The organism is Micromonospora sp. CA-269861 (assembly GCF_050948505.1).
Lineage (GTDB): Bacteria > Actinomycetota > Actinomycetes > Mycobacteriales > Micromonosporaceae > Micromonospora.
Map to the genome: position 1 here is coordinate 6,718,050 of NZ_CP192014.1, position 24,981 is coordinate 6,743,030.

The window sequence follows — 24,981 nt, forward strand, 5'->3', positions numbered from 1 at the left end:
CATGCGACGGGCGTTGGAATTCCTCTTCACTCGAGCGCTGCGGTCCCGACTGGGCATTGCACTGGTGATCGGAGTGGTGGTCGTCGGCGTGCTCGGGGCGGCCCGCCTGATCTCCGACCCGGTGGATTCGGCGGACGGGTTGAGCAGCCGTCCGGACGGGCCGATCATCACCGTGGACCCGACCGCCGGCGACGACGGTCTACTCAACAGCGAGGCCCCGCCGTCACCCGTCACATCGCCCGGTGCCCGCACGCCCGAACAGACCGCCGACCGCTTCGCCAAGGCCTGGCTGGGCCGCCCCGGCATGACCACCGAAGAGTGGCAGGCCGGCCTACGGCCACTCTCCACGCCGGCGCTGAGGGAGAAGTTGACAGGCGCCGAGCCCGAGAGCGTGCCCGCCGAGAAGGTGGCGGGTCCTGCAACCATGCGCGAGCGGACCGAGACGTTCGTCGAGTTGCTCCTCCCCCTTGATACCGGCGGGCTCCGGTTGGAGCTGGTCACCTCCGACGATGGCTGGCTGGTCGACGTTCTGGACTGGGAGCGGCCATGAACGACGTTCGTAGCGGCGAAACCCGCCGCGGCCCCCTCCGGCTCGGTGTGGTCGCCGCAGTGCTCACCGGGATGCTGCTCCTGCTCTGCTGCACCGGCGGCACCGCGGCGTTCTTCCTCACCGGGCTCGGAGGCGACGACGCCGAGAACGGGGACGCCCTGGCCGGAATGGAGTGCGGGCCGGTCCGGGCGGTGAACATCGCTGGCAAGCTGCCGCGGTTCTCCGAGTACGGCGACACCCAGGTCCGCAATGCCGCGATCATCATCAAGGTCGGCCAGGACATGGGCGTGCCCTCGCGAGGCTGGGTGGTGGCCCTCGCCACCGCGATGCAGGAGTCCGCCCTGCGTAACCTGGCGAACAGCGGAGTGCCCGAGTCCCTGGCCCTGCCGCATGAGGGCGTTGGCGCCGACCACGACTCGCTGGGCCTGTTCCAGCAACGGCCGGGGTGGGGCACTGTTGCCGAGCGGTTGAACCCGGCGTACGCGGCCCGCAAGTTCTACGAGAAGCTCGTCAAGGTGGAGAGCTGGCAACGGCGACCGCTGACAGTGGTCGCGCAGCGGGTGCAGGTCAGTGCCTACCCGGACGCGTACGCCAAGCACGAAGAGGTAGCCAGCCGGATCGTGGACGCGTTGGCCGGTGGCGCGGCCCGCACCGTCGAGATCAACGGCAAGGCGGTGTGCAACGCGGCCGAGCGCGGCCAGATCGCCGCCTCCGGCTGGACCGCACCGATCCCCGGCAGAGTCGGCTCCGGTTTCCGCACCGCCAGCCGACCCAGCCACAACGGAGTCGACATCGGCGCGGCCAAGGGCACCGAGATCCGTGCGGCAGCGACCGGTCGGGTGCTGGTTTCGACCTGCGACGAGGACCACCGCGGCCGCCATGACTGCAACGTGGACGGATTCCCCGGCAAGGGGGGCTGCGGCTGGTTCGTCGACCTGCTGCACGCCGGTGGCTACATCACCCGGTACTGCCACATGGTGGTTCAGCCCTTCGTCAGGAAAGACCAGATCGTGACGGCCGGTCAGGTGATCGGAAAGGTCGGCAGCAGTGGCAACTCCTCCGGGCCACACCTGCATTTCGAGGTGCACCTGCGCAACAACCGCAACGCGTCCGGCGCGGTGAATCCGGTCCCGTTCATGCGCGAGCGGGGTGCCCCGCTGCGCGCCGCTGAGTGAGGCCACCACTGGCATGACCGGACCGTTACCCGACCCGTTCGCCGACCAGCCCGACTGGGCACCGCAACCACCCAGACCGCTGACCATCGTCCCCGCGACGGAGCGGGTGGAGCTACGCGGACGACGGGTGCTGGTCGGGCTGCCCGGGTTGGGTTGGCGAGGTGACCTGCGCGCGGACGACCGCGTCGTGCAGAGTGCCCGGACCTACGTGCCGGTGATACCCGAACACGAGTGGTATCGGGCCGAAGCCGACCAGGTCGAGGTATTCGCGCCGCTGGTGCCGGTGGAGCGAGTCTGGGTGGAGACCGTCGGTAGCCGACCGGGGATGGACAGCCCCCGGGAAACCGGCATCCGGTTGGTCTCCCTGGACGGCCCGGCACACCGGACCCCCACGCCGGTCTTCGAAGCGGACGCGGTCACCGGTCGGCGCGTGGTGCACGTCGAGGGTGGCCTGGAGCACCGTGACCTTCGAGCCGTCACCGAGACCTACTCGGGTGCCGAAGGCGACATCTGCGTGCGGATCACACCCGAGGTGGAGTGGTACCGCTGGGCCTGGCGCGGCCAGTCACCCACCACCCTTGAGGTTCCGGTTCACCTGCTGTGGATTGAGTGAGGATCAACCTAATCTCAGGCCGCCACAGACGCGCCACTCGTCCTGCTTCACGACGTCGAACCGCCAATTGTCCGTCAGACTCTGTGGCACGCCATCCACAGTGGCACTACGCCGAATAACCGTCGTAACGGAGGCGGTATCACCCTGGAAATCCACGCCAAGGCTGCCCCAGCTAACGAGAATGGTGACGCCGAGTTGTTGCTCTCGCGCGAGTAGATCAGACCGCAGAGCACGCACAGCCTCCAACTGCGCCCCGCTCTCGCAGGTGAAGAGGTCTGCTCTTGTGTCGTTGCGATCCACGAGGAAAGCGCGCAAGTAGTTGTCCACCACAACGTCGGGCGCGCTGCGGTCGGGTGTCGCGGCGCGGTTGTACCACACGTACGCCGTTGCGACCCCGCCGAGGCAGAGCAGGGCGAGCACGCCAGCGACGACTGTGAGCACCGTCCGCATTCGACGACGTGGCGGCTGCGGTGCCGGCGGCGCCGGGGCGGGCGGCAGCTGCTCGGACGGTGTCCGCTGGGCCGGTACGCGGGAGACCTGGGAACCGGCGGGGGGCTGCACTGATTCCACCTCCTGAAGTTAACGGCTGGACGCTCCGGAGCCAATGCCTCAGATCCAGCGGATCGTGACGGACCCCTCCCCACCGGTGAGTTCCACGACATCACCGGCGCAGCGCCGAGGCACCTCCCGGAGGAGTGCCCTCGGCTGGGATACCGTCTCTGCTCGGGGAGGGGTTGCCAACCTCGGGTAGAGGGGGTGGACGCGGTGGCCGGTCCGAAGGCTCGCACGAACCGCGCCGCAGCCCTGCACCGTCGGGCTACGGCGGTCGCGACGGCAGCTGCCGGGATCCTGGACGAGACGCGGCCGGCTCCGGCCGATCAGCGCCGTCAGTACGAGGTGGCAGATCGGCTACGGACGGCCGCGGCGTCGTTGGCCCCGGGTTGGTCGGGCGCGGCGCTGGACTCACTCACCGTGAACTCACCGGCGGGTGATGGTCCGCCGCCTTTTGTTCGGGTCGGCACCGCCGCACCGTTGGACGACGCTCGCTTCCCCGCGTTGGTGCCGCTTGTCGGCATCGGTCACCTCAGCGTGGACGCTGACGCGCGGGAGCCGAGGGTGGCGGGGTTGCTCCGGGCCGTACTCCTGCGGTTGTTGGGTGCGGCACCGGCGGGTGCCCTGCTGGTGCGCGCGGTGGATGCCACCGGGGCTGTGCTGACGCCGTTCGCGGCGCTCGCGGATGCTGGCCTGCTGCCGCCGCCGGCGGTGGACGTGGCCGGTCTGCGCGCGGTGCTGACCGAGGCGGAGCAGTGGGTCACGCCGGGGGCGAGTGGGCGACGCCGCCACGATCGGACGTTGCTGCTGGTGGTTGCCGCGTTGCCGGAGTCGACGGGCCCGACCGATCTGGCGCGCATCGAGACGTTGGCCGAGCAGGGGCCGGCTGCCGGGCTGCATCTGGTGGTGGCGGGTTGGCCTCCCGCCGGCCCGTACTCGGCCCGGGCGCCGCTGCCGCACACCACCTCGCTGGCGCTGCGCAATGCGTACGCGCTGCTCGGTGACCCGCCGGGGGCGTCGTTCGCCGGCCCGGGCGCCGATCCGCCGGGCGGTTTGAACTCGCCGGTCTTCGTCGAGTCGGACCCGCCGGCCGAGTTGGTCGACGCGGTCTGTCGGCGGCTCGCCGAGCAGGTGGAGGCGGGTTCCCGGTTGGCGTTGGGTGCTCTGCTTCCGCCGACGGGTGAGCGGCTGTGGGAGTCGGATTCGGCCGACGGGTTGACCACGACGGTCGGTGATGCCGGTGGCCGACCGGTGCCGCTGGGTTTCACCGAGTTGACCCCGCACTGGCTGGTGAGTGGCAGGTCCCCAGCGGGCCGTGCGGCGTTCCTGACCACCGCGCTGCTCGGCCTGGCCGCCCGGTACGGCCCGGACGACCTGGCGTTCTACCTGGCGGATCTCGGCGACGGCGAGTCCTTCGTGGAGTTCCTGCAGACCGAACGGGACCGGTCGTGGGTGCCGCAGGTGCGCGCGGCCGCGATGGCGGCCGACCGGGAGTACGTGCGGGATCTGCTCGACGAGTTGACGGCCGAGGTTCAGCGCCGCACGGAGGCCGGGGCCCGCGCCGGGGGGCAACGCTTCGCCGAGCTGCGTCAGCACCAGCCGCTGCCACGGATCGTCTGTGTGGTGGACAATGTGCCGCTGCTCTTCGCGGAGCGGGACCGGCTGGCCACCGAGGTGGCCGCGCAGCTGGACGGGCTGGCCCGGGCCGGTCGGGCGTACGGCGTGCACCTGGTGTTGGCCGGCGCGGGCGAGTTGGGGCTGAGTACGCGCGCGGATGCTGGCCATCGGGATTCGGTGCTCGGGCAGTTTCCGGTTCGGGTGGCGCTGCCGGGCGGCAGTCCGGTGCTGGAGCCGACCAACGACTCGGCGGCCGGCCTTCCGGTGGGCAGCGCGGTGGTGAACACGGCCGGTGGGCTCGGCGGCCCTCGGGGCGCGACCCGGGGTCACGAACGGTTGATCCGTCACCCGGATCCGCAGGATCATCCGGAGGTCGTGGAGAAGCTGCGGCACGAGTTGTGGGCGGCCCGACCGTCCGGGTCGGTGCCGCCGGTGGTCTTCGCGGGCTACGCCCGGCCGCTGCTCGGCAACGATCCGCGCCACCGGGCGGCGCTGGCGGGGCAGGCGCACGGGCCGGCTGCTCTATTGGGCCGTGCGGTGGACGTGGCCCGCTCGACGGTCGCCGTACCGTTGGGGCCGGCCGCCGGCCGCAACCTCGCGGTGCTGGGTTCAGGCACCGCGGCGGGCGGGCTGTTGGCGACGGCGGCGCGGAGCACGTCGGCTCACCACGCGCCGGGCAGCGCCCGCTTCCTGGTGGCGGCACCGGACCCGGGCTCCCGGGCGCTGGCGGAGGCGTTGACGACCGAGCTGGCGACCCGGCATCCGGCCGAGATGGTGGATCTGCCGACGCTTCTCGCGGACGCCACCGACGACCTGCCGACGTACCTGGTGGTCTTCGGGTTGGACCGGCCGGGGCCTCGGGAGCTGCCGGTGGAGCGGCTGCGGTCGCTCCTGCGGGACGGGCCCCCGGCCGGGAGGCATCTACTGGGCTGGTGGCGTGCGGTGCCGCCGTTCGCCGCGTTGTTCGAGCCGGCGGGTGAGGTCGACAAGCTGGCCGCGGTGGCCGTGCTGGACGTGCCGGTCGCGCAGCTCACCGCGGTCTTCGGTCGGCCGGTGGAGTGGCAGGCGCGCCCCGACCGGGCGGTGCTCTGGGACGGTCCGGACGAGCGGGGCACGGTTCTGGTGCCGTTCGCCGACGAGGCCGGGTGATCGGGTGGCGCGCGTGGAGGGTGTCGAGGTGAATCCGAACGCGACGGCGACCGGGCCGGGGCGGCAGCGGGCCGCTGCGGCCGACGCCGCGCCGCCGGCGGTAGAGCCCAGCACGGCCTGGTCGGAGTACCTTGCGGCCGCCCGCCAGCTGGACGGGGTACGCCGTGGCGCGGCTGCCGCCGCCGGTGAGCAGGCCCGGTCAGCGGAGGCCGCCCGGGAGGAGTTGACTGTGGTCCGTACCGGGCTGGCGAGCCAGCAGGAACGGCTGCGCGAGCTGGGCGTACCGACGATCTCCCTGGTGCCGTCGCCGCCGGAGCTGACCGAGGCGGCCCGGACGATGGCGGGTGGCCCGGCGGCCGTGCTGGCGGCGCTGCGGGCCGCGCGAGGTTGGGCCGAGGCGGCGGACGCGGCGCTGGCCGCACGCCGCGGGTTCCGGCCGGCGTCCTGGCCAGCGCGAGCGCGCAACCTCCTGGTGTACGGGCCGTTCGCGCTGCTGGTGCCACTGATCCAGGTCGCGGTGTACGCGGCGACGGGGGTGGGACCGGCAAGTGTGGCGGCGTTGATCTGCGGGCTGCCGATGCCGGCGGTCGCGTTCGTCGCGGGCTGGATCGCCATCGGGCGGTTGTTCCGGGTCAGCCCCACCGAGCGGCTGGACCGTACGGTGCGCTTCGGCGCGTTGGTGTGCCTGGTGCCGGCGGTGCTGGCCACGGCCGGTCTGCTGCTGGCGCTCCTCGCCGGCTGACCCGCCCGGCCCGAACCGCCGGCCCGAACCGCCGGCCCGAACCGCCGGCCCGAACCGCCGGGCCGAACCGCCGGGCCGGAACGCGACGGCCGGCCGTCCCGGGAGGGTGTCGGCCGGCCGTGGTGCGTCGGGGTGTCAGCGGGGGATGATCAGCGCCATCGCCTCGGCCCGCGACTTGGAGTCCGTCTGCAGGATGCCGCGTACGGCCGACGTGATGGTCTTGGCACCGGATTTCTGGATGCCGCGCATCGCCATGCACATGTGCTCGCATTCGAGCACGACGACGACGCCGCGTGGTGCGAGTCTGCTCATCAGCAGGTCAGCGACCTGCGAGGTGAGCCGCTCCTGCACCTGCGGCCGACGGGCGAAGACCTCGACGAGTCGGGCCAGCTTGGACAGGCCGGTGATCCGCCCGTCGGGGCCCGGGATGTAGCCGATGTGCGCGCTGCCCCGGAAGGGCAGCAGGTGATGCTCACAGAGGCTCATCACGTCGATGTCCCGGACGATGACCAGCTCTTCGTGGTTGGCCTCGAAGGTGGTGCTGAGCACCTGGGCCGGGTCGACCCGCAGGCCGGCGAAGAGTTCGGCGTACGCGCGGGCGACCCGGGCGGGGGTCTGCTGGAGTCCGTCGCGGTCCGGGTCCTCGCCGACCGCGATCAGGATCTCGCGGACGGCCTTCTCGATCCGGCCGAGGTCGACAGCGTCCTCGACGGGGCGGCCGGTCAGCTTGCCGCTGATCAGCCGCGCGGCCACGTAGTCCAGCTCGTCGTCGCCGTCGGGTTCGGTCGCGGAGACGGCCAGCTCCCGGTGTGGGGAGCTGGCCGTCGGGTCGTTGCTCAGTGCGTGCCGTCCGAGTTGTTGGACGGTGCCACGCCACCGACCGACGCCTGCGCGCCGTCGGCCTCGGCCTGCGCCTTGAGCTTGTCCTTCTCCGCGGGGGTGAGCACTGGCGGCTCGGTGGACGGCTGACGCTTGCCGAAGCCGTTGTACGGCGCCAGCGGCGGGCGCTTGACCACCCGGGAGCAGATCCGCGCCATGTCGGCAGTGGAGAGGGTCTCCTTCTCCATCAGCTCGAGCACGATGTTGTCCAGGACGTCCCGGTATTCCACCAGGATCTCCCAGGCCTCGTCGTGCGCCAGCTCGACAAGTGCCCGCATCTCGCCGTCGATCTCGGCGGCCACCGAGTCCGAGTAGTCCCGCTCGTGGCCCATGTTGCGGCCGAGGAACGGCTCGTCCCCGCTGGTGCCGTACTTGATCGCGCCGAGCTTCGAGCTCATGCCGTACTGGGTGATCATCGCGCGGGCCAGTTGGGTGGCCTTCTCGATGTCGTTGCCGGCACCCGTGGTCGGCTCGTGGAAGACCAACTCCTCGGCGGCGCGACCGCCAAGCGCGTACGCCAGGGTGTCGATCATCTCGGCACGGGTCTGGGTGTACTTGTCTTCGGTCGGGAGCACCAGGGTGTGGCCCAGCGAGCGACCACGGGACAGGATCGTCACCTTGTGCACCGGCGCGGCGTGCGGCAGCGCCCAGGCGACGAGCGCGTGGCCACCCTCGTGGTACGCGGTGATCTTCTTTTCCTGGTCGCTCATCACCCGGGTCCGCCGCTGCGGACCGGCGACCACCCGGTCGATCGACTCTTCGAGCGAGTCGTTGGAGATCGCCCGCTGCTCCTTACGAGCGGTGAGCAGAGCCGACTCGTTGATCACGTTGGCCAGGTCGGCGCCGCTGAAGCCCGGCGTACGACGTGCCACCGCGTCGAGGTCGACGTCGGGCGTGAACGGCTTGCCCTTGGCGTGCACCCGCAGGATGGCCTTACGGCCCTCCATGTCGGGGGCGTCCACCGGGATCTGCCGGTCAAACCGCCCGGGGCGCAGCAGCGCCGGGTCGAGGATGTCCGGCCGGTTGGTGGCCGCGATCAGGATGACCCCGCCCTTGGTGTCGAAGCCGTCCATCTCGACGAGCAACTGGTTGAGCGTCTGCTCCCGCTCGTCGTGGCCGCCACCCATGCCGGCGCCACGGTGCCGGCCGACGGCGTCGATCTCGTCGACGAAGACGATCGCCGGGGCGTTCGTCTTGGCCTGCTCGAACAGGTCACGGACCCGGCTGGCGCCGACGCCGACGAACATCTCCACGAAGTCGGAGCCGGAGATGGAGTAGAAGGGCACCCCGGCCTCGCCGGCGACCGCGCGGGCCAGCAGCGTCTTGCCGGTTCCGGGCGGGCCGAACAGCAGCACGCCCTTCGGGATCTTGGCGCCCAGGGCCTGGTACTTGGCCGGGTTCTGCAGGAAGTCCTTGATCTCGTACAGCTCTTCGACGGCCTCCTCGGCACCCGCGACGTCCGCGAAGGTCGTCTTCGGGGTGTCCTTGGTGATCATCTTGGCCTTGGACTTGCCGAAGTTGAGCACCCGGGAGCCGCCGCCCTGCATCTGCGACATGAAGAACAGCAGCAGGAGCACGAGCAGCGCGATCGGCAGCAGGTTGACGAGCAGGCTCACCCAGATGCTGTCCGAGGAGACCTTGGCGTCGGCCGGGCCGGTGACCCGGTTGGCCGCCTTGGCGTCCAGCACCTCGTTCCAGACCTGGTCGCCGGCCTGGTACGGGAACTGGGCCTCGATCTTGTTGGTCTCGGTCTTACCGAACTTGGTCTTCTGGGCCAGGTCCAGCTGGAGCGTCTGCTCCTTGTCCTGGAAGACCACCTTGTTGATCTTGGCGGTGTGCAGCTGATCGAGCGCAACGGAAGTGTCCACACGGTGGTAGCTGGGACCACTGGTGAACAGCTGACTGAGCACAACGGCGCCGAGGATGACCAGGATGATCCAGACCACCGGTCGGCGGAAGAAACGCGTACGTTCCATACTGTTGTCGAGCGCCGGGGCGCCCGCATCCTCCTGATCGACGTCCTGACCGTCTGATGGTGTCGCCGCGGTGAGCGGCGGCCGGAGCCGCCGTGCGGGCCGGCCTCGACCCCGAGGCGCGAAAACTGCCGCGCCGCGGTCATTCGACGGTACACCGTGCACGCGAGGAGTGAGCTTGCGAGCCCCGCAGTCGTGCACCATCAAAAGACCGTGTACGCCAGCAGTAGGCCTGCGAGCCCCCGCACTCGGCGCGCCTTCGACATCGACGACACGCACCGTGGGCAGGCCCACCAGCCCCGCAGCCAACGTACGGCGAGTCCGGGTTGAAGCCGGCGTGGCGGGGAGTCCGGCTCGGCCACCCGAGCGCCGGTCACGCGATCGAGGGGTTCAAGCGCGGAGTAACCTCCGGGCCACCGTGTTACACGGTAACCGCATCAGCTGAGAGCGCGCTGAACGTCGGCTTGATGGGTGCCGATGCGAGTCGGGCTCATGCCGCGACCGGCGGGCCGCCCCGGGGGTCGGGCCCGTCGTCAGGAGCGGGCGTAGACCTCGGGCTTGAGCACTCCGACGTACGGCAGCTCCCGGTAACGCTCAGCGAAGTCGAGACCGTACCCGACCACGAACTCGGTGGGGATGTCGAAGCCGACGTACTTCACCGGGACCGGCACCTTCACCGCGTCCGGCTTGCGGAACAGGGCGACCACCTCGACGCTGGCCGCCGAGCGCGACTCGAGGTAGCGCAGCAGCCAGGAGAGCGTGAGCCCGGAGTCGACGATGTCCTCGACGACGATCACGTGCCGACCGGCGATGTCGCGGTCCAGGTCCTTGAGGATGCGGACGACACCGGAGGAGGTGGTGCCCTGGCCGTAGGACGAGATGGCCATGAAGTCGAGTTCCGCCGGCGGGCCGTTACGCCCCAGCGCCCGGGCGAAGTCCGCCATGAACATCACCGCGCCCTTGAGTACGCACACCAGCAGCAGCCCGTCGCCCACGTGGGCGTAGTCGGCGGAGACCTGCTTGGCCAGTTCCGCCGTCTTCTCGCGGATCTGCGCCTCAGAGATGATCACGTGGTCGATGTCGGCGTCGTACCAGGAGCCGTCAGCCATGACTCCTAGCCTGCCGTACGTCGGATGGCCTCCGTCGGCGGGGCCGCACCTTTTGGCGCGGTCCCGCCAAGGATTTTCTGCGCAAACAACGCTAATCACATCAGTTGGTGCGTGACCGCCAGCGGCGGCCGCCGTCGCTGGGCTTCCAGTCGGCCGAATCGTGGCTGTCAACGGTGAGGCCGGCCGCCGAGGCGGCGACGAGCAGGACAAGGAACAGGAGGAAGAGCAGGAACTCCATGGCGGCGCTCGCTTTCGCATGATTGCTGTCGGTTTCGCCGCCGGTGCGCACCGGACTGAGACCAGTCTGCGCCCACTCGAACCGACCGGACAGTGGCAGAAATGCCATTGCTCATCGATTTACTGCCACCCGTCGGGTTACCCTCGTCACATGCTGCGGTCCGTTGCCGTCCTCGCCCTCGACCAGGTCGCTCCCTTCGAGCTCGGCGTGCTCGCCGAGGTGTTCGGCACCGACCGGACGGCCGACGGGTTCCCCGCCTACCGCTTCCAGGTGTGCAGCCCGGACGGCGCTCCGGTGCGTACCTCGTCCGGCTTCCACCTCACCCCACACGCGGACCTCGGCCCGGTCGACGAAGCCGACCTGGTGGCCATCCCCGCGCACAGCCAGGGCACCACCGTCCCCGGCCCGGTGCTCGACGCGCTACGCCGGGCCGACGCCCGTGGCGCGCACCTGTTCAGCGTCTGCTCCGGGGCATTCCTGCTCGGGGAGGCCGGGCTGCTCGACGACCGCGAGTGCACGACCCACTGGCGGTACGTGGACGAGCTGCAACGCCGGCACCCGCGCGCCCGGGTGCGCTGCAACTCCCTCTACGTCCAGGACGGTCGGCTGCTCACCAGCGCCGGCACGGCGGCCGGCATCGACGCGTGCCTGCACCTGATCCGCCAGGAGCACGGCTCGGCCACCGCGACCCGGCTGGCCCGGCGGATGGTGGTGCCGCCGCACCGCGACGGCGGCCAGTCCCAGTACGTCGAGGCGCCCATCCCGAAGGCGCCCGAGGCACCCACCCTCGAACCGGTGCTGGAGTGGCTGATGGGTCACCTGGACCGGACGATCACGGTGGAGGAGTTGGCTGCCCGCGCCGGTATGGCGCCCCGCACGTTCGCCCGCCGGTTCCGTGCCGAGACCGGCACCACCCCGCACGACTGGCTGACCAACCAGCGGGTGCTGCTCGCCCGCCGGCTGCTGGAGGAGACCCCGTTGAGCGTGGAGGCGGTCGCCGACCAGTCCGGCTTCGGCGACGCGGCCGCGTTGCGCCACCACTTCAGCCGCCGGGTCGGTGCCACCCCGCACAGCTACCGGACGACCTTCCGGGACCGGGCGCACAGCGGCTGAGGCCGGCCTACCGAGCACCCCTCCGCTCTGCTCGCCACCGGTCAGGTCAGGTGGGGTCCACCGACGCCAACCGGCCGTCGCGGCGGAGCACCCGGACACCCCCGGGCAGATCGGCCGGACCCTGACCATGCCAGTCGGCCACCAGGGCGTCCAGGGCGGCGACGTGCCGATGGGACAGGGCGCCGGACGGCGCGCCCAACTCGCGGGCCCAGGCGTGCAGCACCCGGCCACGGACGGCAGGGACCAGGCCGAGCAGCGCTGGTACGGACAGACCACCGTCGGGGCACCTGGCCGCCTCCAGCGCCGTCCCGGCCAACTCGTCGAGCGCGGCGTTGTCGGCGGCCACCAGCCGGGCGGTACGCGCGAGGTTGTCGACCACGCCGGGGCCGAGCGCCCGTACCAGGGCCGGCAGCAGGTCGGCCCGCACCCGCGACCGGGCGTACGACGGGTCGGTGTTGTGCGGGTCCTGCCACGGGCTCAGCCCGAGCACGGCGCAGGCGGCACGCGTCTGCTCCCTACCGATCTCCAGTAGCGGGCGCAGCAGCGGCACCCCGCCCAGATCACGGCGGGCGGGCATCCCGGCCAGCCCCCGTGGGCCGGCGCCCCGGGCGAGCGCGAGCAGCACCGTCTCCGCCTGGTCGTCACGGGTGTGCCCGGTGAGCACCGCGACGGCGTTCTGCTGCCGGGCCACCTCGGTCAGCGCCTGGTAGCGGGCCTCGCGGGCAGCCGCCTCCGGCCCGCCGGGACGGCCGGCCACCTCCACCCGGACCACCGTCGCCGACGTGAAGCCGACACCCCGACCCCAGGCGGCCACCGCCTCGGCGCGGTCCGCGGAGCCCTCCTGCAGGCCGTGGTCGACGGTGACGAGCGCTGCGGCGCGGCCCAGCCGGGGCGCCACGAACACGGTGGCCGCCGCGAGCGCGAGCGAGTCGGCACCACCGGAGCAGGCGACAAGCACCGGACCGCCGGCCGGCAGACCGGTCAGGGCGCGGCGGACCGCCACCCGGATCGCGGCCACCGGCGGAGCGAGCGCGGCCACCGGCGGGTGATCAGCCAGCGGCCGGGAAGGTGCCGGCCGGGCCGTGCACCCGGGCGACCCAGGCGTCCGGGTCGCCCAACTCCGACAGCCGCGGCAGGGTCAGCGGCGAGTTGAAGATCGAGTTGAACCCGTCCATGCCGACGCGTTCCACCACCCCGTGCACGAACTTGCGTCCCTCGGCGTACTGGCGCATCTTGACGTCCACGCCGAGGAGCCGGCGGATCGCCTTCTCCAGCGGGTTGCCCGCCTCCCGGCGTCGGTTGAACGACGCCCGGATCCGCTCCACGCTCGGGATCACCTGCGGGCCGACGCCGTCCATCACGAACTCGGCGTGCCCCTCCAGCAGGGTCATCAACGCGGTGAGCCGGTCCAGGACGGCCCGCTGCGCCGGGGTCTGCACGATGTCCAGTACGCTGGTGCGGCTCTCCGGGTCACGGACCGCCTCGGACAACGTGGCCACCCCGCGCCGCAACCGCTCGACCAGGTGCTCACTCCCGCTGGACGACGCGTCGACGAACGCCTGCACCTCGCTGAGGAAGTACGCACGCATCCACGGCACGGCCGTGAACTGGGTGCGGTGGGTGACCTCGTGCAGACACACCCAGAGCCGGAAGTCCCGAGGATCGGCGCCGAGCTTGCGCTCGACCTCGACGATGTTCGGTGCGACAAGCAGCAACTGGCCCGGGTCAGCCGAGAAGACCTCGTACTGGCCGAGCACCCGGCCGGAGAGGTACGCCAGCACCGTGCCGGCCTGCACCCCGGTCAGCCGGGACCCGATCGCCTCGGTCAACGCGCCAGGTTGCTTGTCGCCGGAGAGCCGACTCACCAGCGGTGTGATCACCTCGCGGAGCCCGGCGATGTTGGTCGCGGCCCAGTCGCGGCGGTCGACCACCCGGACCGGCGGATGCGACACCTGCGCCCGCAGCCCCGTGTAGTCGGCCACGTGCCCGGCCGCCTCGTCGGTCAGCCGGCGCAGGTCGCCGACCACGTCGGTGGCTTCGGCGTACGACACGCGGGGGCCAGACTTGCTCAACGCCCCCGCTGTGGCGGCGGCCAGATCCCAGTCCACGAACTGCGCCATGGACCCACCGTACCCGCGCCGCGACACCCCGGCCCGGGCTCGCGCCCTCGATCAACGCCGATGGCGACCGCGTCACCCCGGTCCGGGGACGGTCAGCCGCAGCCGCAGCCGGCCAGCGCGGCGGCGATCCGGTCCAGCGCCGGCTGGGCGGTCTCCCGGTCACCCGGCACCTTGTCGGTGAGCACCGCGAAGGCCAACAGCCGACCATCAGCGGTGGTGACCAGGCCTGCGATGGAGTGCACGCCGGTCAGGGTGCCGGTCTTGGCCCGGACGCTGCCCGCGCCCGCAGCGGTGCCCGGTGCGTTGCGGTAGCGCTCGTTCAGGGTCCCGGACCAACCGCCCACCGGTAGACCACCGAAGACGCCGGCCAGCTCCGGATGGTCCGGACTGGCGGCCAACCGGATCAGATCGGTCAGCAGCGACGGGCTGATCCGGTTACGACGGGACAGGCCGCTGCCGTCGGAGACGCTGATCTCGTCGGCCGGCAGGCCCAACTCGGCCACCTCGGCGTCCATGGCGGCGGCGCCCCCGTCGAACGAGGCGGGCTGGTTGCGGGCCAACGCGACCTGACGGGCGAGCGCCTCAGCCACCAGGTTGTCGCTCTCGCTGATCATGACGTCGACGAGCCGGATCATCGGCGGAGACTGCACCACGCCCAGCTCGGTGCCCGGTGCCGGGTTGGCGCCGGCTGCCGCCTGGGCCGGAGCCGTGCCACGCCGCACGGCGTCGGTCGGCACACCGAGCAACCGGGCGAACGCCTTGCCGGCGGCCAGGTCCGGCTCGGCGAACCGTGGGGCGGACCCGTGTTCCACACCGGGGTCCGTACGCGCGCCGTCGGTCATCAACGCGGTCACCGCGCCGCCCGACCCGCCGGTGGGGATGTCGTCGTCCCAGCCAGGGCCGTAGACCGGGCCGGAGTAGACCGAGCCGTCGACGGTCACACTGGTCGGGGGTGTGCCGCCGAGCGCGGTACGCACCTGGGCGGCCAGATCGTCGAGGCGCGCAGCACCCGGGTAGTAGCTCTTCTTGGTGATCGCGAGGGTCGGGTCGCCGCCACCGACGATCACCACCTCGCCGGCCTTCGCGCCGGCCAGCGCACGGGTGGGAATCCGGTAGCCGGGACCCCGGGCCGCCAGCACTGTCACCGCGGTCGCCAGCTTGGTCACCGAGGCGGGGACGGTGCCGTCGTCCGCCCCCTTGGCGAACAGCGTCTGACCGGTGATCACGTCGGCGACCGAGACGTTCACCCGGTCGCCCAGTGTGGCGACGCCGACCAGTGGATCGAGCACGGCACGAACCCCGTCCTGGGTGGGTACCGGGGCGTTCGAATCCGGCCCGGCCAGCACGTCCGACGGGGCGGGTTCCGGGGTCGCGCCTGCGGCGTTCGGCCCGGACCCGGCGTCGTCGCCGAGCCACCCGGCGACCGGGCCGGGACGGGTGATCACGACTCCGACGCTGACGAGCACCAGCAGAAGCACGGCGGCCAGCACCACCGGCAGCCGCCCTCGGCGGCGCGACGGGGCGGGCGGGGGCTCGGGTGCGGGTGCGGGTGCGGCGCCGGCGGGTGCCGGCAGCGCGGAGATCGGCGGGCCCAACGGGGGACCCCACCGGGGTTGGGGCCGGCCGGCGCGGGACCGAACGACGGGCTGACCGGCGCAGGGCTGACCGGGACCGTGGCACTGCCGCGCGGCGGGCCGCTCACCGGCCGGTCACCGCCGGTCACCGGAGAGTGCGGGGTGTTCGGAGGGGGTGACGCCGAACCGGTAGGCGGGCGCCAGGGCAGCGGCGGCGGCCGCTCGGGCACCGTCTCCGGCGCCGGGGTCGATGGTTCGGGAGCCCGTGGGAGGTGCGCCTCCGGCACCGGGACCCGCCCCTTGGCACTGCCGGAGCCGGATCGTCCGGTACCGTGCGCGGAGCCCCCGTCCGGGCGGTAGTGTGAATCTTCCCTCCCCACGACCCCCTCCTCCCCCAGCGAAAAACGGCTTGGGTGACACTACTTCGGTCCGAAGACTATGCGGCGGCCGGAGTCGGCGGGTGGGCATTCACCTGTCCGGGGGGTCGCCAGTGGTTCCGTTAGCCAGCGTGGGCAGACGAGGGAGCGTGCAGATGGATTTCGACGTGACGGTTGAGATCCCCAAGGGTCACCGGAACAAGTACGAGGTGGACCACAAGACCGGCCGGATCCGGTTGGACCGCACCCTCTTCACGTCCACCCAGTACCCGGCCGACTACGGGTTCATCGAGGGCACGCTGGGCGAGGACGGCGACCCGCTGGACGCCCTCGTGCTGGTCCCCGAGCCGACCTTCCCGGGCTGCCTGATCCGCTGCCGCACCATCGGCATGTTCCGGATGACCGACGAGAAGGGCGGGGACGACAAGGTCCTCTGCGTGCCCTACGAGGACCCCCGCCAGGAGCACCTGCGCGACATCCACCACCTGGGCGAGTTCGACCGCCTGGAGATCCAGCACTTCTTCGAGGTGTACAAGGACCTGGAGCCCGGCAAGTCGGTGGAGGGCGCGACCTGGGTCGGCCGCACCGAGGCCGAGGCCGAGATCCACGCCTCCTACCAGCGGGCCAGGGACGCCGAGGCGCGCGGCGAATCCACCCACTGACGACAGCTGACACACCGGGCCCGAGGGTCGCTCAACCGAGCAACCCTCGGGCCCGGTCGTACAGGTCGAGCACCGCGCAGGCGATCGGCACCACGGCGACCACCAGGGCGGTGTCGGTGAGGTCCGCGATCCTTCCGAGGTACGGCGAGACCGGCCGACGCGCGTACCCGGTGCCGCTGGCGACCGCCACCAGGGCCAGCGCCGCCCCGCCGAGGACCAGCACCAACCGCCCGGCCTCGTCGGCCCGACCGACAAGCACCGCGCCCAGCACCGCGTAGCCGGCCAGCCCGGCGAGCACCGTCGGCACCCGGTGTCGCAGGGCCACGAACAGCCGCGACCGCAGCAGCAGTACGGCCGAGGTGACCGCCACCAGCACCCGACCGGCCGTGCCACCGGCGAAGACGAGTACGACGGCTGTGGCCACCACCAGCAGGGCGTGGCCGATCAGCATCCCGGTGAGCATCTCCTCGGTGCGGACCACAGCGGCGTGCACCCGGCCCCGGTCCGGCAGATCCCGGGCCCGCTCCGGCTCCTCCGCGGCGGTCGAGGCCGGCAGGGTGATCGGCGGCAGGGGCAGCTTGCCCAGCCGGATGGCCAGCAGCGGGATCACGCCGACGGCGAAGACCAGTGCGCTGAGCAGCACCGCCGCCGTACCGGCGGTGGTCATCAGCAGCCCACCGAGCGCCGCGCCCGCGCCGATCAGGCCGACAGTGACACCGGCCACGAAGACCCGCAGCCGGCTGGCCACCCCGAGGAGGCCGATCAACGCGACCAGCAGCAGCGCGACCGAGCCGGCCAGCAGTTCGGGAGCGCCCACCCAGCGGGCCGGCCCGAACGGCCCGACCGGGTCGCCGGAGCCGACGGCCAGGGCACCGGCCGTGAACGCGTAGGGCAGCGCGTAGCCGCCGAGCGTCGCACCGGCGGCGCCGTCGCCGTTGGCACGGGAGGCCACCGTGCCGGCCACGGTGAGCACCAGCGCCACCGCGACAGCCGCCAGCCAGCCGGCCCGGTGCGTCGGGCCCCCGGCGAGCAGGGCGAGCAGTCCGACCGCGAGCGGTACGGCGGCACCGGCCAGACCGGCTGCCCGGGTGGCAGTGGGCGACCAGGCGCCGCCACGGCGGCGGGCGCCGTCGGCGATCGCCTCGATGACGTCGTCGTACTCCAACTCGGGCCAGTGCGCGCGGGCTGGCACGAGGTGCAGCACCTCACCGTCGCGGACCCCCTGCGGCAGCAGCGCCTGTGCCGTCACCAGCAACGCCCCGTCGGTACGGCGCAGCACCCAACCGCCGTGCTGCTCGCCGTCGTCGGCCAGCCCGACACCGGCGTGCCGGAGCACGTCGGGCAGCAGCTCAGCCAGGGGCACCTGCTCCGGCAGGGCGACGTCCACCCGTCGTTGCGGCGCGCTGATGGTGACGCGTGCCAGCCCGGTAGTCATCGACTGGTCTCCATATCGAGGGGGATCGGAGGCTGCGCGGACGACAGGACTTTACCTACCATGAGCCAGGCTCGGGTTACCCAGCGCTGTCAGGAGGCCGAGTGTCCACAGTCGTCATCAAGCGGCCACCGCGCCGACCAGCACCGGAGATTCCCGCCGGCGAGCTGTCGGTCGACGCACCGCCGGAGATCCCCGTGGTGACCGGCGGACGCTGGCAGCAGATGCTCATGCTGCTGCCCATGCTCGGCGGCACGGTGGCGATGGCGATGATGTTCGGCCGGGGCGGCGGCGCCTACTCGTACGTGGTGGGCGGGATGTTCGGGCTCTCCTCGTTGGCGATGCTCGTGACGTCCTGGGGCAGCGCCTCCGGCACCCCGAAGAAGTCCGAGATGATGGCCGCCCGCAGGGAGTACCTGCGCCACCTGGCCACGCTGCGGCGGCGGGTCCGGCGGACCGCCGGCCAGCAACGGGCCGGGCTCTACTACCGGCACCCGGATCCGGGCCGGCTCTGGTCGACAGTGGACAGCCACCGGGTCTGGGAGCGCCGCCCCGCCGACCCGGATTTCGCCGTGGTGCGGGTCGCCGTCGGGCCGCAGACCCTGGCCACCCCGCTCGTCCCACCGGTCACCCGGCCGTTGGAGGAGCTGGAGCCGATGACGGCCGGCGCGCTACGTCGCTTCCTGGACGCGTACTCCGTGGTGCCGGACCTGCCGGTGGCGCTGTCGCTGCGCAGCTTCGCCCGGGTGCACGTGCGACCCGCCGGCCGTGGCCGGGCGACCACCCCGACCACCGGCGGCCCGCCCACCGGCGACCCGGCGGCGCAGGCGCTGGTCCGGGCCGTGCTGACCCAGCTGGCGGTGTTCCACGCCCCCGACGAGCTGCTCATCGCGATCTGCGCGGGGCCGGAGCGCCGGGCCTGCTGGGAGTGGGCGAAGTGGCTCCCGCACGCCCACCATCCCGGCCGCACCGACGCGCTCGGCCCGGTACGGCTGGTCACCAGCTCGGCCGCCGAGCTGGAGTCGCTGCTGGCCGACGTGCTGGCCACGCGGTCCCGGTTCAGCCCGACCGGCCCGGCCACCGACGGTCCACACGTGGTGGTGGTCCTCGACGGCGGCGACCTGACCGGTGCCAGTGACCTGACCGGCGACGGCGGCATCGACGCCGTCACCGTGCTGGACCTGGACACGCCGCCGCCCCGACTGCTGGACCGGTACGCGCTGCTGCTGGAGTTGCACGGCCGGCGGCTGCACTCGTTGTCGTCCGACGGGCACGCCGAGGTGGGCACCGCCGACCAGTTGGACCTGGCCGACGCCGAGGCGGTCGCCCGACGGTTGGCGCCGCTGCGGCTCGCCGGCGCGGCACGCGGGCCGGACGCCCCGTTCCAGGCCGACCTGGGCCTCCCCGAGCTGCTCGGGCTCGGTGACCCGGAGAGCTTCACCGCGGAGCAGGGCTGGCTGCCGCGCTCGGCCCGGGACCGGCTGCGGGTGCCGATCGGGGTGGGCGCGGACGGCGGCGCCATCGAACTGGACCTCAAGGAGTCCGCCCAGGACGGCATGGGCCCGCACGGCCTGCTCATCGGTGCGACCGGCTCCGGCAAGTCCGAGCTGCTCCGCACGCTGGTGCTGGGGCTCGCCGCCACGCACAGCTCCGAGCAGCTCAACTTCGTGCTGGTCGACTTCAAGGGCGGTGCCACCTTCACGTCGTTCGACAGGCTGCCGCACACCGCGGCCGTGATCACCAACCTGGCCGACGCGTTGCCCCTGGTCGATCGCATGGTGGACGCGATCAACGGGGAGCTGGTCCGCCGCCAGGAACTGCTGCGCCGCGCCGGCAACTTCGCCAGCGTGCGCGACTACGAGCGGGCCCGGGCGGCCGGAAGCCCTCTCGCTCCACTGCCGTCGTTGCTGCTGATCTGCGACGAGTTCTCGGAACTGCTCTCCGCCAAGCCCGACTTCATCGACCTGTTCGTGCAGATCGGCCGGCTGGGCCGGTCGCTCGGCGTGCACCTGCTGCTGGCCAGCCAACGGCTGGAGGAGGGCCGGCTCCGAGGGTTGGACACGCACCTGTCGTACCGGATCGGGTTGCGCACCTTCTCGGCGCTGGAGTCCCGGACGGTGCTCGGCGTGGCGGACGCGCACGAGCTGCCCCGCTCACCGGGCCACGGCTACCTCCGTGCCGGCACCGACCCGCTGGCCCGCTTCAAGGCCGCGTACGTCTCCGGTGCCGTCCGCCGACGGGCCGCGCCGGGTGGCGTCGCCGCCGACGGGGGCACGCGGCTGCTCACCTTCACCACACACGTCGTACCGGTGCCCGAGCCGGCAACCCCGGTCGTGCCCGTCGTGGCCGAGGATGAGGGCAGTAGGACGCTGCTCGACCTGCTGGTGGACCGGCTCGTCGGGCAGGGGCCGCCCGCGCACCAGGTCTGGCTCCCGCCGCTCGGTCAACCGCCGGCCCTGGACGAGCTGCTCGGGCCGGTCGAGGTGCAAACGAAGCGCGGGCTCACCGTGGGCAACCCGGAGCTGCACGGCGCACTCGGAGTGCCGATGGCGGTCGTGGACAAACCGTTGGAGCAGCGCCGGGACCTGCTCTGGCTGGCGCTGGACGGCGCCGCCGGGCACGTCGCGGTGGTCGGCGCGCCGCAGAGCGGCAAGTCGACAGCCCTGCGCACGCTGATCTGCGCGCTGGCGCTCACCCACACACCTGCCGAGGTGCAGGTCTACTGCCTCGACTTCGGTGGCGGTGGGCTGGCCGCGCTGCGCGACCTCCCGCACGTGGGCGGCGTGACCGGCCGCGCCGACCCGACAGCCGTACGGCGCACCGTCGGCGAGATGACCACCCTGCTCGTCGACCGGGAACGCCGCTTCGCCGAGCTGGGCGTGGAGTCGATGGCCGCGTACCGGCAGCGTCGAGCGGCAGCGGGTACGGCCGGTCAGCCGGGCGCCGACCCGTACGGTGACGTGTTCCTGGTGATCGACGGATGGAGCACCATCCGCGGCGAGTACGACGATCTCGAGCCACTCGTCACCGACCTGGCCACCCGGGGCCTGTCGTACGGGCTGCACGTGGTCGCCACCGCGCTGCGCTGGCTGGATTTCCGGCCGGCGATCAGAGACCTGTTCGGCTCCCGGCTGGAGCTGCGCCTCGGTGATCCGGCCGACTCGCTTGTGGCTCGGCGTGCGGCCGCGAACGTGCCGGAGCGGGCCGGGCGAGGGGTGACCGCTGAGGGCCTGCACTTCCTCACCGCGTTCCCTCAGCTCGGCACCTCCAGCGGGGACACCGCCGACCTGGTCAAGAGGGCCGCGGACGGGTGGGCGGGCCCTCCGGCGCCCCGGGTACGGCTGCTCCCGCCGGTGCTGCCGTACGCCGATCTGGACCTCGCCTCGACGACCGGGCTGCGGCTGCCGATCGGGATCGCGGAGGCCGATCTGCGCCCGGTGCTGATCGACTTCGCCACCGAGCCCCACTTCGTGGTCTTCGGGGACTCGGAGTGCGGCAAGTCGTCGTTCCTGCGCGCGCTCGCCACGTCGATCATCACCCGGTTCACTCCCGAGCAGGCCCGGGTGATCCTCGTCGACTACCGGCGCAGCCTGCTCGGCGCCATCGAGACGCCACACCTGATCGGGTACGGCACCGCCGCGGCACACACCGCCGACCTGGTCGAGTCGGCCGCCGGCTACCTGGAGCGGCGGGCCCCCGGGCCGGAGGTCACCCCGCAACAGCTGCGGGACCGGTCCTGGTGGTCGGGCCCCGAGCTGTTCGTGCTGGTGGACGACTACGACCTGGTGGCGGCGGGGCCGGCGAACCCGTTGCGGGCCCTGGAGGAGCACCTGCCGCACGCCCGGGACATCGGGCTGCACCTGGTGCTGGCCCGCCGGTCCGGTGGGGCGGGCCGCGCACAGTACGAGCCGATCGTGCAGCGCCTGCGGGAGTTGTCCACCGCCGGCCTGGTGATGGCGGGCAGCCCCGAGGAGGGCGCACTCGTCGGGCCGGTGCGGCCCGGACCGCTGCCGCCGGGGCGTGGTCGGCTGGTCACCCGGCGAGAGGGAGTACGCCTCGTTCAGCTGGCTCAACTGCCGCCGCAGTGACCTGACTCGCCGGTTCTTCCCGTGACGGGTGGGGAAACCGGTAATCTCCGATCGTCATGGTTCCGTCGGGATGAATGGCTGGGGATGTGACTGGGGTGCGGTACAGCGGTCCGTCAGCGGCCCGACGAGCGACCGGCCGGGCTCTGCTCGGCGTGGCCGCGGCGCTCGCCGTCGTGGCCCCGACCGCGGCGGCCGTGCCGGTCGCCGCGCCCACGAACGGTGGACAGCTCGCCGGCGCGCCGATGGCGTTCGCCCCCGGTGACACCATCGCCCGCACCGACCAGGTCCGCGACGAGCAGTGGCAACTCGACGAGTTGCAGGCCGAGACGGCGTGGCGTAGCTCCACCGGCCGTGGCGTGACCGTGGCGGTGGTCGACTCCGGAGTGGATGGCACCCACCCCGACCTGGTCGGCCAGGTGCTGCCCGGCAAGGACCTGGTCGGCCCCGGCGGCGCTCCGGGCCCGGATCCGGTGGGCCACGGCACCACTGTCGCCGGCCTGATCGCCGGGCGTAGCGACGACAAGCGGGGCGTGGTCGGCCTGGCGCCGGACGCCCGGATCCTGCCGGTCCGCGTGTTGGACGAGGAGAACCGCTACGACGACGCGCTGATCGTCGCCCAGGGGGTGCGCTGGGCGGTCGACAACGGGGCCCGCGTGATCAACCTGTCGTTGGGCGGCAGCGGCGACAGCCCGGCCCTGGCCGCCGCCCTGGACTACGCGTTCGTCCGGGACGTGGTCGTGGTGGCCTGCACCGGCAACCTGGCCACCTCCACCAGCACGAAGGTCTGGTATCCGGCTCGGGAGCCGGGTGTGATCGCGGTCTCCGGTCTCGAACGCAGTAGCGACAACCTGTGGTCCGGCTCGATCACCGGCCGGGCGACGGTGCTCACCGCCCCCGCCAGCGGGCTGGTCGGCGCGAAGCCCCCCGGCGGGTACTGGCGGGTGCAGGGCACCAGCTTCGCCGCGCCACTTGTGGCCGCGACCGCCGCGCTGGTCCGGTCCCGCTATCCGCAGATGCCCGCGGGTGAGGTGGTCAACCGACTGCTGTCCACTGCCCGGGACCTCGGCCCGACCGGTCGGGACGACCGCTTCGGGTACGGGGTGGTCGACCCGGTGGCCGCGTTGACCGCTCAGGTGCCGCCGGTGACCGTCAACCCGCTGGACGACCAGACGTCGCCGGGTGTGACCGGCTTCGGTCCGGCGCCCGGCTCGGCCGACGACGATCCGGTGGCCGGTGCCGGCAGCGACCCACTCGGCCTCGCCGCATCCGGTCAGCAGAGTCGGTGGACGGCTCGGGCGGCGGGCGGTCAGGACACGTCCGCGCCGGAACAACTGTGGACAACTGTCGTGCTCCTCGTCGCTCTGGTCGCCGGTGCGGCCCTGATGGTCCGCCGACTGCGTCAGCGGACTCGTTGATCCCGACCGACCGGCAGGTCTGACCGGCTGCCCGGCCGGGTAGAACGGACCCATGAGTACGCAGCGGCCGCCCACCCTCGCCCCCACCGGCCAGCCGTCCTGGCGACAACGCCGATTCGACAGGGACCATGCGCTGGGGCTGCGGCTCACCCTCGCCGCGGCGGCGGCTTTCCTGGTGCTGGTGCCGTTCGCGCTGCTCACACTGCTGGTGCTCGGCGCCTGGGCACCGCTGCACCGGCTGGACACCGCGGTCACCGACGCGCTGCACGGCTACGCGCAGGAGCACCCGGCCTGGGTCATGCTGATGCGGGTCTGGACCGAGGTGTTCGCACCGATGCCGCTGCGGGCCGTCGCCCTGCTCCTGGTGGTCTGGCTCCTGCGCCGGGGAGCCCGCCGCCTGGCCCTCTGGGCGGCCACCACCATGGTCGTCGGCGGGTTGGTCGGTCCGCTGCTCAAGCTGCTCGTCGGCCGGGACCGGCCGGAGTTGCTCGACCCGGTGGCGCGGGCCGCCGGCTACTCGTTCCCCTCGGGGCACGCGCTGAACGCCACACTGGCCGCCGGGGTGCTGCTGCTGGTCCTCCTTCCGTACGCCGGGCGGGGGGCGGCGCGGACCGCGCTCTGGGTCGCGGCGGTGCTGATCACCGTGGTGACCGGATTGAGCAGGGTGGCGCTCGGAGTGCACTTCACCAGCGACGTGCTGGGCGGATGGTTGCTCGGGGTGGCGGTGGTCGCGGCGACCACCGCCGCATTCACCAGTTGGCGGGCACACACAGGTCTGCGGCCGGTCCGGCCGACCCGTGACGGCGTCGCTCCCGAGGTCGAGCGGTACCCGGGAGCGACCTGAGGCGTGACGACGGGCTCGGCCGGGTACTGGCCGACCCATGTCCGAGACCGTGGTCCAGATCGTCCGGCGGGTGCTGCTGCCGGTGTCCCTCCTGCTGGGGCTCATGGTGCTGCTCGGGGTGCTGGTCACCCGGGTGTTCGCGCGGACCTGGCCGTTCACCGTGGAGGACGCGGTGAACCGGGAACTGGCCGCCGACCGCACCGGCGACTGGAACAACATCTCGCTGGTTTTCAGCACGCTGGCCAGCACGCAGATGATCGTCGTGGTCACCGTGCTGGTGGCGTTGGCGCTGCGGCTCTGGCTGAAGCGTTGGCGCGAGCCGTTGTTCCTGTGCGCTGCGGTGACCGCCCAGGCACTGGTATTCCTGCTGACCACGCTGGCGATCGACAGGCAGCGGCCGGCGGTGGAGCACATGGACGTGTCGCCACCCACGTCGAGCTTCCCGTCCGGGCACACCTCGGCGGCGGTGGCGCTCTACGTCGGCATCGCCGTGCTGATGGCGCTGCGGGCACGGAGCACCGGAGCAAAGGTCGCCTGGTGGACGCTGCTGCTGACGGTGCCGCTGGGCGTGGCGCTGACCCGGATGTACCGGGGGATGCACCACCCGAGCGACGTGGTGGCGTCCTTCCTCAACGGCGGCACGTGCGTCGCGATCATGGCCCGTGCCGTGCTGGACCGGGGGCTGCGGTGGGGCCGGACGAAGCTGCCGACCGTCGGGCGTCCCACCCTCGCGGCCCGGGGCTGAGCCGACCTCGCGGC

20 protein-coding genes are annotated in these 24,981 nt (G+C 72.5%); 11 read left to right on the plus strand and 9 right to left on the minus strand.

Annotated elements, in window-relative coordinates; genetic code table 11:
- Window position 1 precedes the first annotated feature (1 nt).
- The 3 genes from ACQP0U_RS30945 to ACQP0U_RS30955 are packed head-to-tail and all read left to right on the plus strand — an operon-like array spanning window position 2 to window position 2,338.
- The gene (locus tag ACQP0U_RS30945; RefSeq protein ID WP_433313984.1) at window positions 2-550 is read left to right on the plus strand and encodes a hypothetical protein; all 549 of its coding nucleotides are present in this window, start codon (window positions 2-4) and stop codon (window positions 548-550) included.
- A complete protein-coding gene (locus ACQP0U_RS30950) occupies window positions 547-1,725 on the plus strand; it encodes a M23 family metallopeptidase (protein WP_433313987.1) in 1,179 nt (392 codons plus the stop codon). Before ACQP0U_RS30945 ends, ACQP0U_RS30950 begins: the two co-directional genes overlap by 4 nt.
- A gap of 13 nt (window positions 1,726-1,738) precedes the next feature.
- Window positions 1,739-2,338 (plus strand): hypothetical protein, encoded by a 600-nt coding sequence (locus ACQP0U_RS30955; RefSeq protein ID WP_433313990.1) that lies wholly within the window; start codon window positions 1,739-1,741, stop codon window positions 2,336-2,338.
- 3 nt (window positions 2,339-2,341) lie between these two features.
- On the opposite strand, the gene ACQP0U_RS30960 is transcribed toward ACQP0U_RS30955, so the two are convergent.
- A complete protein-coding gene (locus tag ACQP0U_RS30960) occupies window positions 2,342-2,899 on the minus strand; it encodes a hypothetical protein (protein WP_433321293.1) in 558 nt (185 codons plus the stop codon).
- A 195-nt stretch (window positions 2,900-3,094) separates the two neighbouring features.
- On the opposite strand from ACQP0U_RS30960, the gene ACQP0U_RS30965 reads away from it, so the two are divergent.
- The gene (locus ACQP0U_RS30965) at window positions 3,095-5,656 is read left to right on the plus strand and encodes an FtsK/SpoIIIE domain-containing protein (protein ID WP_433313993.1); all 2,562 of its coding nucleotides are present in this window, start codon (window positions 3,095-3,097) and stop codon (window positions 5,654-5,656) included.
- Between the two features lie 28 nt (window positions 5,657-5,684).
- The gene (locus ACQP0U_RS30970) at window positions 5,685-6,398 is read left to right on the plus strand and encodes a hypothetical protein (protein ID WP_433313995.1); all 714 of its coding nucleotides are present in this window, start codon (window positions 5,685-5,687) and stop codon (window positions 6,396-6,398) included.
- Window positions 6,399-6,533: 135 nt separating this feature from the next.
- On the opposite strand, the gene folE is transcribed toward ACQP0U_RS30970, so the two are convergent.
- From folE to ACQP0U_RS30990, 4 genes are all read right to left on the minus strand, one after another.
- Complete coding sequence (folE, locus tag ACQP0U_RS30975) at window positions 6,534-7,199, minus strand: GTP cyclohydrolase I FolE (protein WP_282264734.1); 666 nt, start codon at window positions 7,197-7,199, stop codon at window positions 6,534-6,536.
- 35 nt (window positions 7,200-7,234) lie between these two features.
- The gene (gene ftsH / locus ACQP0U_RS30980) at window positions 7,235-9,253 is read right to left on the minus strand and encodes an ATP-dependent zinc metalloprotease FtsH (protein ID WP_433313998.1); all 2,019 of its coding nucleotides are present in this window, start codon (window positions 9,251-9,253) and stop codon (window positions 7,235-7,237) included.
- Between the two features lie 530 nt (window positions 9,254-9,783).
- Window positions 9,784-10,359 carry a hypoxanthine phosphoribosyltransferase gene (gene hpt / locus ACQP0U_RS30985; RefSeq protein ID WP_210817758.1) on the minus strand — a complete coding sequence of 192 codons (576 nt, stop codon included), beginning with the start codon at window positions 10,357-10,359 and terminating at the stop codon, window positions 9,784-9,786.
- Between the two features lie 100 nt (window positions 10,360-10,459).
- Window positions 10,460-10,705, minus strand: a complete 246-nt coding sequence (locus ACQP0U_RS30990; RefSeq protein ID WP_433321365.1) for a hypothetical protein — start codon at window positions 10,703-10,705, stop codon at window positions 10,460-10,462.
- Window positions 10,706-10,747: 42 nt separating this feature from the next.
- On the opposite strand from ACQP0U_RS30990, the gene ACQP0U_RS30995 reads away from it, so the two are divergent.
- Window positions 10,748-11,710 carry a GlxA family transcriptional regulator gene (locus ACQP0U_RS30995; RefSeq protein ID WP_203121473.1) on the plus strand — a complete coding sequence of 321 codons (963 nt, stop codon included), beginning with the start codon at window positions 10,748-10,750 and terminating at the stop codon, window positions 11,708-11,710.
- 46 nt (window positions 11,711-11,756) lie between these two features.
- Here ACQP0U_RS30995 and tilS read toward each other — a convergent pair whose 3' ends face one another.
- The 3 genes from tilS to dacB all read right to left on the minus strand — a co-directional run bounded on the left by tilS (window position 11,757) and on the right by dacB (window position 15,413).
- Window positions 11,757-12,749: a tRNA lysidine(34) synthetase TilS gene (tilS, locus tag ACQP0U_RS31000; protein WP_433314003.1), complete on the minus strand. Its 993-nt coding sequence runs from the start codon at window positions 12,747-12,749 to the stop codon at window positions 11,757-11,759.
- A gap of 10 nt (window positions 12,750-12,759) precedes the next feature.
- Window positions 12,760-13,830, minus strand: a complete 1,071-nt coding sequence (locus tag ACQP0U_RS31005) for a zinc-dependent metalloprotease (RefSeq protein WP_030489939.1) — start codon at window positions 13,828-13,830, stop codon at window positions 12,760-12,762.
- A 92-nt stretch (window positions 13,831-13,922) separates the two neighbouring features.
- Entirely contained in the window at window positions 13,923-15,413 is a 1,491-nt protein-coding gene (gene dacB, locus ACQP0U_RS31010) for a D-alanyl-D-alanine carboxypeptidase/D-alanyl-D-alanine endopeptidase (protein ID WP_433321296.1), read from the minus strand.
- A gap of 523 nt (window positions 15,414-15,936) precedes the next feature.
- On the opposite strand from dacB, the gene ACQP0U_RS31015 reads away from it, so the two are divergent.
- On the plus strand, window positions 15,937-16,443 hold the full coding sequence (locus ACQP0U_RS31015) for an inorganic diphosphatase (protein WP_210780802.1): 507 nt from the start codon (window positions 15,937-15,939) through the stop codon (window positions 16,441-16,443).
- A 31-nt stretch (window positions 16,444-16,474) separates the two neighbouring features.
- Here ACQP0U_RS31015 and eccD read toward each other — a convergent pair whose 3' ends face one another.
- Window positions 16,475-17,878, minus strand: a complete 1,404-nt coding sequence (eccD, locus tag ACQP0U_RS31020; protein ID WP_433314007.1) for a type VII secretion integral membrane protein EccD — start codon at window positions 17,876-17,878, stop codon at window positions 16,475-16,477.
- Between the two features lie 101 nt (window positions 17,879-17,979).
- On the opposite strand from eccD, the gene eccCa reads away from it, so the two are divergent.
- The 4 genes from eccCa to ACQP0U_RS31040 all read left to right on the plus strand — a co-directional run bounded on the left by eccCa (window position 17,980) and on the right by ACQP0U_RS31040 (window position 24,967).
- Window positions 17,980-21,963, plus strand: coding sequence for a type VII secretion protein EccCa (gene eccCa, locus ACQP0U_RS31025; protein ID WP_433314009.1), 3,984 nt, complete (start codon window positions 17,980-17,982; stop codon window positions 21,961-21,963).
- Between the two features lie 74 nt (window positions 21,964-22,037).
- Window positions 22,038-23,378 (plus strand): type VII secretion-associated serine protease mycosin, encoded by a 1,341-nt coding sequence (gene mycP, locus ACQP0U_RS31030; protein ID WP_433314012.1) that lies wholly within the window; start codon window positions 22,038-22,040, stop codon window positions 23,376-23,378.
- A 52-nt stretch (window positions 23,379-23,430) separates the two neighbouring features.
- The gene (locus ACQP0U_RS31035) at window positions 23,431-24,222 is read left to right on the plus strand and encodes a phosphatase PAP2 family protein (protein WP_433314014.1); all 792 of its coding nucleotides are present in this window, start codon (window positions 23,431-23,433) and stop codon (window positions 24,220-24,222) included.
- Window positions 24,223-24,259: 37 nt separating this feature from the next.
- Window positions 24,260-24,967 (plus strand): phosphatase PAP2 family protein, encoded by a 708-nt coding sequence (locus ACQP0U_RS31040; RefSeq protein ID WP_433314017.1) that lies wholly within the window; start codon window positions 24,260-24,262, stop codon window positions 24,965-24,967.
- Window positions 24,968-24,981 lie beyond the last annotated feature (14 nt).

What these genes read in the sequence shown, in the direction of transcription:
- ACQP0U_RS30945 (WP_433313984.1), top strand. Translation starts at nt 2, where the DNA reads ATGCGACGGGCGTTGGAATTCCTCTTCACTCGAGCGCTGCGGTCCCGA.
- ACQP0U_RS30950 (WP_433313987.1), top strand. Translation starts at nt 547, where the DNA reads ATGAACGACGTTCGTAGCGGCGAAACCCGCCGCGGCCCCCTCCGGCTC.
- ACQP0U_RS30955 (WP_433313990.1), top strand. Translation starts at nt 1,739, where the DNA reads ATGACCGGACCGTTACCCGACCCGTTCGCCGACCAGCCCGACTGGGCA.
- ftsH (WP_433313998.1), bottom strand. Translation starts at nt 9,253, where the DNA reads ATGGAACGTACGCGTTTCTTCCGCCGACCGGTGGTCTGGATCATCCTG.
- hpt (WP_210817758.1), bottom strand. Translation starts at nt 10,359, where the DNA reads ATGGCTGACGGCTCCTGGTACGACGCCGACATCGACCACGTGATCATC.
- ACQP0U_RS30990 (WP_433321365.1), bottom strand. Translation starts at nt 10,705, where the DNA reads ATGGCATTTCTGCCACTGTCCGGTCGGTTCGAGTGGGCGCAGACTGGT.
- ACQP0U_RS30995 (WP_203121473.1), top strand. Translation starts at nt 10,748, where the DNA reads ATGCTGCGGTCCGTTGCCGTCCTCGCCCTCGACCAGGTCGCTCCCTTC.
- ACQP0U_RS31005 (WP_030489939.1), bottom strand. Translation starts at nt 13,830, where the DNA reads ATGGCGCAGTTCGTGGACTGGGATCTGGCCGCCGCCACAGCGGGGGCG.
- ACQP0U_RS31015 (WP_210780802.1), top strand. Translation starts at nt 15,937, where the DNA reads ATGGATTTCGACGTGACGGTTGAGATCCCCAAGGGTCACCGGAACAAG.
- eccD (WP_433314007.1), bottom strand. Translation starts at nt 17,878, where the DNA reads ATGACTACCGGGCTGGCACGCGTCACCATCAGCGCGCCGCAACGACGG.
- mycP (WP_433314012.1), top strand. Translation starts at nt 22,038, where the DNA reads ATGGCTGGGGATGTGACTGGGGTGCGGTACAGCGGTCCGTCAGCGGCC.
- ACQP0U_RS31035 (WP_433314014.1), top strand. Translation starts at nt 23,431, where the DNA reads ATGAGTACGCAGCGGCCGCCCACCCTCGCCCCCACCGGCCAGCCGTCC.
- ACQP0U_RS31040 (WP_433314017.1), top strand. Translation starts at nt 24,260, where the DNA reads ATGTCCGAGACCGTGGTCCAGATCGTCCGGCGGGTGCTGCTGCCGGTG.